The following is a 13,490-nucleotide window of genomic DNA, read 5'->3' on the forward strand; positions in this document are numbered from 1 at the left end:
CTTTTGAAGCGGATCGCCATGACCCGAGCTGACGCCGACGACCGAAGCCAGGGGGCCCTGTTTGCCGTCGAGGCCGAGGGACCGTTTGCGGGGGTCGTCTTCAACCGGCCGATGGAGGAGGTCTATACGTATGCGATCCCCCGGCACTTGCGGCAAAGCCTGAGAGTCGGGCAGCGGGTTCGGGTGCCGCTCGGACGATCGAATCAGGCGGTCACGGCCTACTGTGTCCGGATCGAGCCGACGGCCAACGTTGCGCCCGGGAAGGTCAAGGAAGTCCTGGAGATCCTGGATGACCCGCCGCTGATCGACGGCGTGATGCTCGACCTGACACACTGGATGGCGGGGTATTACTCCTGCTCGTGGGGCCAGGCGCTTGATGCCGTGGTGCCGGCCGGGGTGAAAAAGCAGGCGGGAACCCGGATCGCCACCTGTTTGACCGTTCCGGACGAGGTCCGCCTGGCCCGAGACACGCTGGCCTTGCCTCCTCGTCAGGCGGAGATTCTGGAACTGCTCTGCAAGGCTGAGGGGACCTTGTCGGTCACCGACGTTTGCCGATTGGCCAAATGCACGACCGCGCCGATCGCCTCGTTGCGCAAACGAGGGTTGATTCACACCGTCCGACGCCGGATGAGCCGGGCTCCGGTGGCCGGCCCGATCGATCCGGAGCCTTCGGAGAACGACCACGACGGCAAGGCTCCGGTCGCGCTGACCCCCGAGCAGGCGAAGGTCCTCGACCAGCTTGATCCGGTCCTCGGCAGCGATAGCTTCCAGACGTTTCTGCTTCATGGGGTCACCGGCAGCGGGAAAACCGAGGTCTACCTGAGTGCGATTGAGCGGGTGGTGGAGCGCGGGCGAGAAGCGATTGTGCTGGTTCCCGAGATCAGCCTGACGCCGCAAACCATCCGGCGCTTTCGGCGGCGGTTCGACCGGGTGGCCGTCTTGCACAGCCACCTGAGCGACGCCGAGCGGCACCGGCATTGGCGGGCGATCGCGGCGGGCGAAATCCAGGTGGTCGTCGGCGCTCGGTCGGCCATCTTCGCGCCAACGCGGAAGCTGGGGTTGATCGTCATTGATGAGGAACATGAATCGACCTTCAAGCAAGAAACGACTCCCAGATATCATGCTCGGGACGTGGCGGTGAAGCGGGCCCAGTTGGAAAAGGTGCCGGTGGTTCTGGGATCGGCCACGCCGTCGCTCGAAACCTGGGCCAACACGGAGCGAGGCAGGTACACCCGGTTGACGCTCGCTCGCCGGGTTGCAGAGCGGAGAATGCCTCGGGTCGACATCATCGACATGAGGCACGAGAAGCCGACCAAGGGGCAGCCCTTGCTGGCGATCGGCGGCCTGATGCGACGGGCAATGACCGAAGCGCTTGCCGACGATGGCCAGGTGATCCTCCTGCTCAATCGCCGGGGGTTCCACACGTTCATCCTCTGCCCGAAGTGCGGCAACGTCTTGAAGTGCGGCGCCTGCGACGTGGCCCTGACCCACCACAAGGAGCGGCACAAGGCTCTCTGCCACACCTGCGACGCCGAGTACGATCCGCCCGACAGTTGCCCAAGCTGCCGGTATCAGCGGCTGCATTACGGCGGGATTGGCACCGAGCGGCTGGAGCGGGAGGTCCGCGACGCCTTTCCGCAACACGTCGTGCGGCGGATGGATTCGGACACGATGCGATCTCCGGGAGCGTACGAGCAGGTGCTCGGCGCCTTCCGGGCGAGGCAGGTGCACATCCTGCTGGGCACGCAGATGATCGCCAAGGGGCTCGACTTCCCGGACGTGACCCTGGTGGGAGTGGTCAACGCCGATACGTCACTCCACCTGCCGGACTTCCGGGCGGCCGAGCGGACCTTTCAGCTCGTCGCCCAGGTGGCCGGACGGACGGGCAGGGGGGATCGGCCGGGGCGGGTCCTCGTGCAGACCTATACGCCGGATGCCCCGGCGATCTCGTTCGCGGCGCGACACGATTACCTCGGGTTCGTCGCCCAGGAACTTCCCGAACGGGAGAAGAACGGCTGTCCGCCGTTCGGTCGGGTCGTCCGATTGATCGCTCGGGGGCCGTCGGAGGCCGAGGTGGTCGGCTACCTCGAATCGTTCGCTCAGTTGCTCCGGGAGCTGGCGGACGATTCCGTTCGATTGCTCGGCCCGGCCCCTGCGCCGGTGATGAAGATCAAACACCTGTTCCGATACCATCTCCAACTTCGGGCTCCAGCCCCGGGACCGCTCCAGCGGATCCTCCGGGTTGCCTTGCCACTGGCTGATCCTCCGCAGCCGATCGAGCTGGCGGTCGATGTGGACCCGGTGAGCCTGCTTTGAGGCGCCGGGGTGCGCCTGAGGTGCGCCGAAGGGTGCGCCAATTTCCGGTCGGGAGCGTTTGCGGTTTTCCCTGACCACTGAAGGACTTCGGTCACGACGTCTGGCTTCGTTCCGTGCAAGACGTGCCGTGACGGTGCGGACGATTCACGCGTTGAGCTCTGGTCTGGGCTCGTGTTCCCCAGAACGGATGGCTCGGGGTGATTGATCCTCGGCCAGAGTGGCATCGAGCGCGTTGGGTGCGCCGGAGGTGCGCCAAAGGGTGCGCTGATTTGGCAGGGCTGGGCTCGAACCGATCATCCTGATCAGAAACGATTTGGGACAAATCGCGTGGCTTCGTTCCGTTGTTTAATTCGGGCGCATCGGGCCGTTGCGAGCGACATCGAGGGGAAACCGCCACCGAACGAAGGACCGCCGAGGGGGATCGATTGCCCAGGAGGCACGGGGGTCGGTCGAGTCACTCGGGAGGGAAGGGGGGGCAATGCGGTTGAAGTTGCCAAAGAGCAACGCGAAGCATGACAGTAATCTCTGAAATTGAGCGGGGTTCAGTCACAGAAAATGGAAGGAAGGGTCGGGGGAACCGGACGGGGAGGGATCAGGGGAGTTCCGTTTCCTGAAGCCGGGCGTCACGCAGGTTGAGGATCGAGACGCGGGGGATGGGCAGGGAGACGGCGGGGAACGAAGGATCGACCAGGCCGAGGGAGGCGGCTTCCGAACGGTCGATGGAAGCCGGGGCGTCCGTGCTTTTGAGCAGGACGAGGGAATCGGCCCCGAGCCGATCGGCGAGGCGGGCGGCGATGGAGTCGGAGGTCACGCTCCAGGAGTGGGGCAGGGGGTCAGAGACGGATTGATCTTCCTGATCCAGGAACCGTCGAGGAGCGAAGACGGGGACCAGGTGGCCGTTCCAGAGGGGAGGGAGCTCGGCGATCGTCTCGACCACGACCAGACCGGGGACGATTGCAGCGAGGCAGTGGGAGGTGAGGTCCATCGCCCGGAGCGCGAGGTGATGCGACGCTCGCTCGCCGAGGCTGTGGGTCTGGTCGAGGGAGCGAATCACATCGACCGTCTCACCGCCCCCGACCACGAGAACAAGGCGGCGGGCACGTTTTCGATCGAGGAAGGCCGTGAGGGCGTCGGGCAGGCCACTCCAGTTGAGCAGGCTGCCGCCGACCTTGGCGACGAGGAGGGGAGGGGGCATCGTCGGTTCGAGCTGATAGAGTGAGGAGCTTCGGCAGTCAGAGACAAGCCGTTACGGGTTCGAACGTCCGACCAGGGTCAGGACGGTTCCGGATGGGCACGTTCCCCGGCGAGGACGACGAGGGAGTAGGCGCAGCCGGCATGAGACGCGAGGGGCCCCCAGACGTCGTCGATCGCGAGGATCGGGTCGCCGGGTTCGATCAGGTGCTGGGCGACCCGACGGGCCAGGAAGGATCCAGAGCCGCAGACGACCGCGCCGCGAGGCTGGCCAACCGTGGCGGTACAGGCCCGCTCGGCGGAGCGTCGGAGCCGGGCGATGAGGACCTCGTCGGCCGCTCGGGCGAGGGAGAGGGCGTCGTCGGGGGAGAAAGCGTCGCGGTCGGCGGCCACCATGCGGGCGAGGCGGTCACGAGAGGCTTCGATCGTGGCGGGGCGGCCGTCGCAGGTGGAGAGATCCGTTGGGTCGGGAACAAGGTCGCCGAGGGTGAGATAGATGTCGAGCGTAGAGGCAAACATCTCGGCGGCCAGACCGGTTGGTTCGCCGCGGTGGGGAAGCTCGGTGGCGAGGGCCATGATCGGAGTGCGTCGGACCCCGGCATAGAGCAGCTCGCCGGTCTGAAGGCGTCGGGTGTCGGTCAGTCCTCGGGTGGTCGGCTTTCCGTCCTTGATCGGGACGAGATCGGCGGTGGTGGAGCCAATGTCGATGAGAATGCCGGGGCCTTCGGGGATCAATCGGGCGGCGAGGGTGGCCAGGGCCAGCCAGTTGGCGGCGGCGGCGAGGTCGGGATGGAGGACGGCCGTTTCGATGTCGTGGAACTGGCCGTCGGTCCCCCAGACGTGAATCGGTTTGCCGGGAAACGCTTTCCAGACGGCGCCGAGGACGGCGGCGACCCCTTCGGATTTGGTCGTGAAGCAGTCGCACAGTTCGGCGGTCATGGTGACGGCGACGGCGTGGGCCTCGGGCAAGACTCGGCCGAGTCGGGCGAGGGTGGGTGCCAGGTCGGAGGGGCGTTTCCAGACCTCGAAGGGGAGGATCTGAGCCTGCCCGCTGGTGTGAGCGGCCTTGATGTTCGCGCCGCCGATGTCGAGGCCAAGCCAGAGAGGTCGGGAGTCTCCGGTACTCATGATCCGGCTCCATCCCGGGGAGAGGAGAGTGTGCCGTTGGGGTCGAAGGATACCGGGCGTCCGACCGCCGATTGGACCCGTTCGGCCAGAAGGGCGGTCAGGGGAGTGGTCGGATCGTCGAACAGCCCGAGCCAGGTTTGGGCCAGCATACCGGGAGGCAGCAAGGCAAGGAAGCCGACGACGGACGTTGTGGGCCTGGGGTTCACCTCCAGGACGATCGGATCACCGAGCCCGTCGTCGATCCAGTCGATCCCCACCCACCCACGAAGCCCTGGCAAGGTGCCGATCACTCGATCGACCATTCGAAGGATGGCAGGGCCGATCGGCAAGGGGGCCTCCCCCCCGACATAGGAGATTCGCCCCCGATCGACCGAGATTCGCTGTGAGGCACACCCGATGAGGGCCGGTCGGCCACCGTTCGACACGAGCACCGAAACGCTTCGGTGCTTCCCCTCGATCCAGGGCTGAAGGACGGCGACCTCGGGGGACCAGGACGGATCGGGCCAGGGGGTCTCACCGGCCAGAACGAAGGATTGGACGGCCCCTGCGCCATCGACGGGTTTGAGCACGCAGGGATGGTCGATCTCGGCCTCGGCCGCCTGATGCGGGGGGCAGTCGGTGAGCGGTTCGGGGATCTCCACGAACGGGCAAACCCGGCCGAGTTCCTCCAGGGGGAAGGTCATGCGTCGGGGCCAGCCTTGCCGAGGAGTGACGACGCGGGTGGGGGGCGTGCGAACTCCGGCATGGCGCAACCGGTCGAGCGTCAGCAGCACATTGCCGGCCACCGCCACCGCTTCAGGCGAGCAACCGAGGGATCGGGCACCGATCCGGTCGAGCATTCTGGTCCGATCAAACAAAATTCCACCGGTCTCTGGAGCGATGATCAGGGTACAATCCACCCCGGTCGCCAGCTCGGCGACGCGAGGCAGTTCCTGTCCGGGACCGATCCGGACGACCTCCCAGGGTCCCGAGGCATCCTCGTCGGGTTCCCGAGGGTCGGCGGTCATGATCACCCGGACCCCAGGCGCGGCGGCAAAGTCGCCGGCGAGGGCTCGCCGCATGGCGCGCCCTTCCCGAGCCAGCGAGGCGGGCAAGTCCTCGTCGGCCAGTCCGCCGCCGGTCACGAACTCATGAATCAATACCGTGCGATCCGAACTTAGTCCTGAACCGTCCGAACCCATGCGGGTCATCCCCGTTCTCGATCTCAAGGCCGGTTTAGCCGTCGCGGCCCTTGCGGGAGAACGCGAACGTTACGACTTGCTCCGAGGCACCCCCGAAGGCTGCAACCCGCTTGCCTGGGCCAGACGATTCCGGGATCAGATGATCGCCGCCGGCCAGGCCAAACCGCCGGCATTGTACGTGGCCGACCTGGACGCGATCGAGGGGCAACCGCCTCACCTGGAGCTTCTGTCGAGCCTGGCCGCGCTGGAGGTCTCACTCTGGGTCGACGCGGGGGTTCAAACGCCGGACGATGTGCCCCAACTGCTGGCCGCCGGGGTCGATACGATCATCGTTGGCCTGGAAAGCGTGTCCGGTCCCGACGCCCTGACCGCAATCCTCGACGACGCAGGAGCGGAGCGAGTTTGCTTCAGCCTCGACTTGAAGCACCAACGGCCGCTCGGTAATCCGATCGCCTCGTGGGGAACCGAGGCCCCGGTTGCCATTGCTCGCCGAGCGATCGAACTCGGAGTGTGCAAGGTGCTGGTGCTCGACCTGGCCCGCATCGGTACCGGAAAGGGCATCGGTACCGAAGGGTTGATCGCGGCGATTCGAGAGGACTCGCCCGCCTCTTTGGAATTGATCGCCGGGGGGGGGATCGCCAGCCCTTCGGATCTGCAACGCCTTGCCCGGAACCGCGTGGATGCCGTTCTGGTCGGATCTGCCCTTCGGGACGGTCGACTGCGCCTCGCCGATCTCCCCCCCCAACACCGGCCCGGCTCTGGGCCTCTTTCGGAAGGACTGGCTTTCTAACCCTCTGTTTCGGAACACCTTCCGCACCAATCGCGTTGTTCCGGGGTCGAGTGTCTTGCTTCCGACCCCATCACCACGCTAGAATGCCCTCGTGTCGCATGTGAGTCACCGGAATCGGTGATTCGTGTTCGCACCAGTCACAGCCGAAGTGGCGGAATTGGCAGACGCGCTAGGTTCAGGTCCTAGTCCGGTTCACCCCGGGTGGAGGTTCGAGTCCTCTCTTCGGCACCTTACCACGAAAGGGTTTACGGCGAAATGCCGTGAACCCTTTTTTCGTTGGTGCCCCACGATCTGGGGCAAATATGGGGCAGTACCCTGAATGCGTCGGTTTTGTGGCCTAGGGCATTGATCGGGTTTCCGATCCATCTTCAGAGGCACAACCGACATGGCCTGGCCAGAGTTCGACGAGAAGAGCGGGTACTACCGCATCTGCTTCCGGTACGCCGGAAAGCGAGTCAAGCGTTCCAAGACGCTGAAGATCACGGACGAGGGCAAGGCCCACGCCCATTGCGCTGCCATCGAGGAGACGATGAGGCTCCTCGAGAGTGGCCGAATCCGGGTCCCAGATGGGGTCGATCCGATCGACTTCATCATCAGCGGCGGCAGGCTCACCGAGGCGTCGAAGGTTGCCACCCCCGAGGAGCAGGTGGTCCGAACGCTTGGCGATCTTTTCAACACCTACGTCGAGGAGATGCAAGGGGTCAAGGGAAGGGAATCGACCCTCGAAACCGAGGGGTATCACATCGCCCACCTGTCCGATCCGGCGCTCCTGGGCAGTCAACGTGTCATCGAGGAGATCGCCTTCAACGACATCCAGGGCTACGTCAACGCCCGTGCCAAGATGACGTGGTACGGCCAACCGATTTCCCGCGACACCATTGAGAAGGAGTTATCCACGCTGGGTGCCATCTGGCGCTGGGGGGCTCGCCGGGGGCTCGCCGTCGGCCCTCCTCCCTGGCGGGTCCGAGACCTCACGATGCCGTTTGCCAGGGAGAAACCGCCGTTCAGGACGTTCGACCAGATCATGCAGCGGATCAGGCGGGGTGGCCTGACCGAGGCACAGCAACGTGAGCAGTGGGATTGCCTGTACCTCACCAGCGAGGAGGTCCAAGAGGTCCTCGATTTGGTCGAAACGAATGCGAGGTCGGCGTTCGTCTACCCGATGTTCGTGTTCGCGGCCCTCACCGGCGCACGGCGGGGCGAATTGCTCCGGTCGGAGATTGACGATTTCGACTTCGATGCCGGGTCGGTCACGATCCGGGGGACCAAGGGGCGGCAGAGGTCCCGGCTTGTGACCCGAGAGGTCGATATTCACCCGAGACTCGGAGCCGTGATGATGGACTGGTTCGCCCGACATCCTGGGGGTCAGTTCACGCTTTCCAATCCTGACGGGATGCCCTTGACCAGGAACCAGGCGAACCACCACTTCGACCAGCCCCTGAGAGGGACGAAGTGGCAGGTGATCAAGGGCTTCCACGTTTTCCGACACAGCGTGGCCAGCATCCTGGCCTCGAAAGGCGTGGATCAACGCTACATCGACAAATACCTCGGTCACCAGACCGAGGCCATGCGAAAACGCTACCAGCATCTACACCCCGGCGAGGGCGGGGCTCCGATTAACGCGCTGCTGGCGGGGTAGCAAGCCCTCGCGGCGGTAGCGCTCAAGCTCCGCGTGAGGGATCGCCCAATCCTTCGACAGCCCGTGGCCGCTGGCCTTCTTGATCCCCTTGAGTCGGCCCTCGTTGCAATAGTCGCGGACGGTCTTCGGCCTCCGCTCGATGATCTCGGCGAACTCATCGGTCGAGTAGAAGTCCTGAACGGACTGGCGCCCGAGGAGTTCGTCGAGGAGTCCCCGGATGGCCTCAATCTCGCGAAAGAGATCGTTGATGGTCGGCTCGGTGTTCATGTACGTGCCCAGTAGGGAGATTCGCTGGGCTCCCTCACATCATCGCGTTCGGACGTTCCTCGTCCGGAATCAACCTCTAGGCCATGGATCAGAGTCGTCAATCTTTGCGACCCGATCATTCAGAAGAGGATTGGCCTCGAACAAGGCGCCTCACAGGAGAAGCAGACCTAGTTACAGCGGCAGACGCGGTTGGTGATGCAGGGGACACCCTTTGTGCCAATCTGGCTGAACTACACCCAGCGCTTGGTCGGCCTCGACCCGACCAACTGACCGGGCCGAATCTCAGGAAAGGGCGCCAGAGGGCACAGAAACTTGAGGAGGGGGCTCCTGGCCTCTTGTTCGATGAACGGACACGGATTAATCGAAAGTGTCCTGAGGGTCGTTTGGGAGCAGGACACGAAATATCCGGTGTTCAATGTAGCGATTGATTGAGGATGGCTGGTGGCTGAGTTGCCCGCAGGGTGAGAGTGAGACCGAGGGCAGGTCGCGATCCTGATCGCAAGACAGATATACAATCGCATCAAAACCGAACGAAACTTAAATTTCCGCGTAACCAAGGTTGAAATCTCTGGCCCTACATATGAGGGGGACCGAGCCGAGACGCCCAAGCCGTCATCAAGCCAGCGATTGAAAAATACAATGTTGCTCGGCATGTGCAGATTGCTTTTTAAGGGAATTGTGGCCCCAGCACCGCAGGGCAAGAACGGTCCAGAGCCTCCTCGTCAGCCTTCCCTTGGCGCGACATCCCGTACCGGCCGGCGACCGTGTGCTAGATTTCCTCCAACCGTCGTGCAACCGGCTGAGGGTGAGCGAACTGAGGCCGCTGTCTCGACAGCGGGCGAGGGGACAGCTTTATGGGCGACCCCAGGAAAATCACCTGAGTAAGATCGACGGTTGGGGTAGTTCTTTGTTGTGGATGGTCGCGGGCGGCGGCCGTCCCGGTGAAAGCCCGGCCGGACCACCGGCCTCCCGGCGCCTCCAACGGGACCGCCCGACAACCCGATGCCAGTGGCTACTGGCGTGTAAGCCTGGGGGCCGCCCGATTCGTCAGGGCACGGATGTCCGCGACGATACGGCGGGGTGGCGATGGGGTGCTGGGCACCAGGAAGCCCTACCCTCGCTCGGAACAGTATAGCACGCGCCCAAGGGCAGAAAGTCTCGCGTTGACCCGGTCGGCCGGGCGGTGGGTTCGAGCCTCATATCAACGATTCTTCTCTTTCTTCTCTTTTGGGTTCTTCACGGACTTCTTGGATTTTCTCTTGTTTCTCTTCTGAGTCGGGTTCCCCCTTCGGGGAGGACCAGGCGCCGGACCGGATCGCCGACCTGGCCGGCGCCCGACAACCCGGATACCAACGAGCCCGAGGCCATCGAGCCAGAGCCGGACCCGAATCTGACTTCGATGGCGCCCCGGTCCCGACGAGCTTGAGGCCCGACCCAGCAACGAGGGCAACGCAAACGCCAGGGCGAACGGGTGCTTTGGGTGTGCCGAGGCCATGCGAGCCGAGCCGTCGGATGCTTACCCACAAGTTGCTAAAGACGGAAGATGCAATGGTGCTCCTGTTCGCCTGATCGGTATGTTAGGCTTTTTCGCGGCGCAGGTCGAAGGCCCACGCCAGCACCGACACGTCTGCCTGGCCGGTTGCGACGACTCAGTTCCGATGCGTTTTGACCCTGGCACCTGACTCACCCCTCGTCGCATCCCCGAATTCGAAGCCGGTACAAGGTGCCACGTCGTTGAACCTCGAACGGACGTGGACGCGCGACATCCCACGAGCAGGCACAGGCCGGAGACATAGGTGACCTTGGGGCACGGTTTGACCTTGCTCTCGTCGTAGGCGTCCCGCTACGCCTCCCGTGCGTGGGGTGGTGCTCGACGAGCGCAAATCCTAAGGCCGCCGCGCCTGATGACGCTCGGCCTGGCTATCACCCCCGACGACTCCTGAAGTGTCATACGCGCGATGGGGTGGAAGTCTTCTCGGCTCGGCCACGACGCCATTGGCACTTCGGCACGGGGCGCCAGGCCGTTGGGTTGCTGGGAGCCGCTTCTGGGCGATTTGTGAGCCCCTGGTGACTCGTCCGTCGGTTGCTGGGCACACTCATTCGATCGCCGGCGATGAACGTCCGACCCGGTCTGCCTGTCACGATGATGCCTGAGTGGGGCTTTTTTCCAGACGGTACGGAGTCGGCTCGAAACCCAAGCTATGCCGGGGTCGCCTTCGAGGAGGACCTGCCTTGCGGTGCTAACCTACTGCCATCCTCTGGATCGACCTGTCCGGCGAAGGGCCCTAGGAATGACCGAGTTATGGATGCCAAAGTCGCTCCCCAGAGGGGGCGGCTCTCGAACGATTTCTACGCCCAACGGGTCGAACTCGACACCACCGAGCGCGAGGAGGAAGCCTTCCGTCGCCTGACCGCCCTGACGAAGGCCGTCCGCATCACCCCCACGGAAAATCTCCGGGTAAAACTCGACAAATAAGCCAAAATTGATACAACAAGGGAAGGGGGTAGGGGGATGGGATTCCCCTTCTTCGGTGGCGGGCCGAGTACCTCGACCCCCCCCCCGAAGAAGAAATACCCCAACGAGCGAGCAGATACCGGAAATTCGACCAGAATTCCGAATCGGGGTGCCTTCGTGTCCGTTCCGGGCTTTCTACGGCCCTGTACCCGAGTGATCTACTGACCGCCGCATAAAGAAGATCATGTCGTCGTTGGGTTCTGCCGCGGAAATCGCGTGGCCAATCGCTTCAGGAACTTGATCTTCTTTATGCGGCGATCAGTAATTGAACGCCGTTCAATTAGCTCGACCAGTCAATCTCAATCCAGGCTTCCACCAGGACTGGGAGCGAATCCCCGTCACGATGGCCCACGTGGGGGTCCAGAGCCCATGCGCTCCCGCATCTTCCCGGTCGAGCACCGGGCCAGCGAGATGAGCTGGAGCGCAATCAGGGCACCTTCCCACCCGACCGACCAAAGGGCTTAATGAACGGCGTTCATTAAGCTCCCCACAAACTCCATTCATGCACCACCGAGGGCTGGCAGTGAATTCTCGTCACGATGGCCCACGCCGAGGTCCAGGCCCAGTCAACGCCGGCCCGCCTCATCCCGGTCGAGCACCGGGCCAACGAAATGACTCAAGACGAGATCGAGGCAATGTTCGGCCCGACCGATCCGAGTGCTTATTGTACTGAGTACAATTAGCTCGACCCATCAAATTCAATTCATGCGTCCCCCCAGCCAGAAAAATTCCACGAGCCGAAGGTTATCCGCCCAGGCCCGCGCGCGGGGGCGCGGGCGGCCCGTCCTAACTCCAGGCTGGGCAATGGTTTGCGTCGCGCACTACTGTTCGTCGAACTGCGAACTCCGTCGAAAATCGGTGATAATCCCCGAATCTTCACTTGATTGAATCGGTTTGTTCGGCGTGAATACCGGCGTCGCCGATCCAGGTAACCACTTGTTCTATCGAACCTTACGTCGGAAACCGGATTCCCACCGAGTCGGCGTACGGCGATCGCGTTTCACTCGGTTGATCTCCGCGCTCTCACCGGCATCCTGGGGACTTGGGAACGGGCGTTTCCAAACCTCGGAACCATCAGCCAGCACAGACCAATGAGTGTTTGCGCGGATTGCTGCGAAATCGACGGGCAATCCATTGCGGCCCGATAGGTCCCCAGGGTCGGGCCGTCGCCGATCCGGTTGCGACGCTCAGTGCATGGCCCACATGCCCCTGCACCAGGGCTCGCCCCCACCAGATCGCGGCACAGGATTGCCGGGTGAATGCCGGAGCAATCTGATCAAGTGCAATTATGCTATATAATAAATATTTGTTTTATAAAATGATCTGGCATGCTTCCTGTTTCCGTGACCTGCGGAGAAGGCTCGCACGTGTCCCGCCGATGCCCCTTCGGATCGCAGGCCGAAAGCCCGGTGTGGTGGGCCAATCTGGCCTCGGGAGTCGAGACGAGGAGATGGAGGCGACTTCCGGCCGGAACGTCGCCGGGCCGATCGGGAGACGGGGGGCGAGCGTTGCAGGCCGAGGTCGAGATTCCTCGGGATATTTCGCATGCGGGAACTGATCGGGTCGGAGGAGTACCGCCGGTGCGTCCCGTCGCTCGCATGCGGACCGGCCACTCCTGATCGCAGGTCGGCATCACTCCCGGACCTCATCTGACCCAAAAGTGGACCCCGGACCCTCCGGGGAGTGCGGGAGGCGAATCGGGCCGCCCCGCACGGCCGAGAGGACGCACCGGGTCGCGGTCCAGGGCGCACCGTCGAGGGTGAGCGAGTCGTCCTCGTCATGGAAGTGCGTGGCGGACGAGGCATCGAGGAGCAACGGCGTCCCCGAGGCCCCTTCGGACGGGATCGCCCCGAAGACGAACCGATCGTCCTCCGCTCGATACTGGACCATCAGGAGGAGCGGCAGCTTCCCAGGCTCAAGGACGGGGCCGCCTGGAGGACCGATCGGGGCGGCCGAGGTCCCGAGCCAGGGACAGTCCGGCTGGGTCCCCTGGGCAAGCCGGACGCCCGGCGGCTCGCCGACGAGCGAGGCGAGCAGGCATTGGGTCGCCGTCAGCCGATGGCCGTCGAGGGTGACCAGGCCCTGGACGGGGTCGATCGCGGCGCCGGGGGGCAGCATGAGCCGCACGGCCGGACGAGCGGATCGTCCCGACTCGGGTGCCAGGAAGGTCAGCCGGTCCCGACTCGGGTCGAACCAGATCGTGACGGACACGGGGGCCGGGGGCGGCATGAGCCCTTCGATCGCGGGAGTGATCCGGCCGAACTGGTCGCGGAGATGGGCCGCCGTGGTCAGCCCGACGACGACGGCGAGCGGGACGCCGAATGCGAAGCGGATCATCCTGGGCCTCCCCGTCAACGGATCGGGGGCACCATCCCCCGAGGGAGCATAGGTTACGCGGGCGCCTCGTCTCTGCCCGGCGGAGTGGCCGATCCCCACCGGGCGGGAAACGAAATCAAAGTTGCT

The 13,490-nt window shown here is 64.2% G+C and carries 10 protein-coding genes and 1 tRNA gene; 6 read left to right on the forward strand and 5 right to left on the reverse strand.

Features of this window, described 5'->3' with window-relative positions; genetic code table 11:
- Positions 1–18: 18 nt before the first annotated feature.
- A complete protein-coding gene (gene priA / locus GA615_RS05260) occupies positions 19–2,316 on the forward strand; it encodes a replication restart helicase PriA (RefSeq protein ID WP_152050386.1) in 2,298 nt (765 codons plus the stop codon).
- 592 nt (positions 2,317–2,908) lie between these two features.
- Here the strand turns inward: priA and GA615_RS05265 are convergent.
- The 3 genes from GA615_RS05265 to GA615_RS05275 form a co-directional block, all read right to left on the reverse strand.
- Positions 2,909–3,511: an amino acid kinase family protein gene (locus GA615_RS05265; protein ID WP_152050223.1), complete on the reverse strand. Its 603-nt coding sequence runs from the start codon at positions 3,509–3,511 to the stop codon at positions 2,909–2,911.
- Between the two features lie 77 nt (positions 3,512–3,588).
- Positions 3,589–4,635, reverse strand: coding sequence for a hydantoinase/oxoprolinase family protein (locus GA615_RS05270; protein WP_152050224.1), 1,047 nt, complete (start codon positions 4,633–4,635; stop codon positions 3,589–3,591).
- A complete protein-coding gene (locus tag GA615_RS05275) occupies positions 4,632–5,825 on the reverse strand; it encodes an ATP-grasp domain-containing protein (protein ID WP_152050225.1) in 1,194 nt (397 codons plus the stop codon). The genes GA615_RS05270 and GA615_RS05275 overlap by 4 nt, the downstream gene beginning before the upstream one ends.
- On the opposite strand from GA615_RS05275, the gene GA615_RS05280 reads away from it, so the two are divergent.
- The 3 genes from GA615_RS05280 to GA615_RS05290 all read left to right on the forward strand — a co-directional run bounded on the left by GA615_RS05280 (position 5,815) and on the right by GA615_RS05290 (position 8,245).
- Entirely contained in the window at positions 5,815–6,606 is a 792-nt protein-coding gene (locus GA615_RS05280; RefSeq protein WP_152050226.1) for a HisA/HisF-related TIM barrel protein, read from the forward strand. The genes GA615_RS05275 and GA615_RS05280 overlap by 11 nt on opposite strands.
- Positions 6,607–6,748: 142 nt before the next feature.
- Positions 6,749–6,834, forward strand: a tRNA-Leu gene (locus tag GA615_RS05285).
- 157 nt (positions 6,835–6,991) lie between these two features.
- Complete coding sequence (locus tag GA615_RS05290; RefSeq protein WP_152050227.1) at positions 6,992–8,245, forward strand: tyrosine-type recombinase/integrase; 1,254 nt, start codon at positions 6,992–6,994, stop codon at positions 8,243–8,245.
- Here the strand turns inward: GA615_RS05290 and GA615_RS05295 are convergent.
- A complete protein-coding gene (locus tag GA615_RS05295) occupies positions 8,195–8,512 on the reverse strand; it encodes a helix-turn-helix domain-containing protein (protein ID WP_152050228.1) in 318 nt (105 codons plus the stop codon). The genes GA615_RS05290 and GA615_RS05295 overlap by 51 nt on opposite strands.
- Positions 8,513–10,814: 2,302 nt before the next feature.
- On the opposite strand from GA615_RS05295, the gene GA615_RS27360 reads away from it, so the two are divergent.
- Both GA615_RS27360 and GA615_RS27365 read left to right on the forward strand, forming a co-directional pair.
- Entirely contained in the window at positions 10,815–10,988 is a 174-nt protein-coding gene (locus tag GA615_RS27360) for a hypothetical protein (protein WP_161602186.1), read from the forward strand.
- A 578-nt stretch (positions 10,989–11,566) separates the two neighbouring features.
- Positions 11,567–11,710 (forward strand): hypothetical protein, encoded by a 144-nt coding sequence (locus GA615_RS27365; protein ID WP_161602187.1) that lies wholly within the window; start codon positions 11,567–11,569, stop codon positions 11,708–11,710.
- Between the two features lie 949 nt (positions 11,711–12,659).
- Here the strand turns inward: GA615_RS27365 and GA615_RS05300 are convergent.
- Positions 12,660–13,364, reverse strand: coding sequence for a hypothetical protein (locus GA615_RS05300; RefSeq protein ID WP_152050229.1), 705 nt, complete (start codon positions 13,362–13,364; stop codon positions 12,660–12,662).
- Between the last annotated feature and the right edge of the window lie 126 nt (positions 13,365–13,490).

Source organism: Tautonia marina (assembly GCF_009177065.1).
Taxonomy (GTDB): domain Bacteria; phylum Planctomycetota; class Planctomycetia; order Isosphaerales; family Isosphaeraceae; genus Tautonia; species Tautonia marina.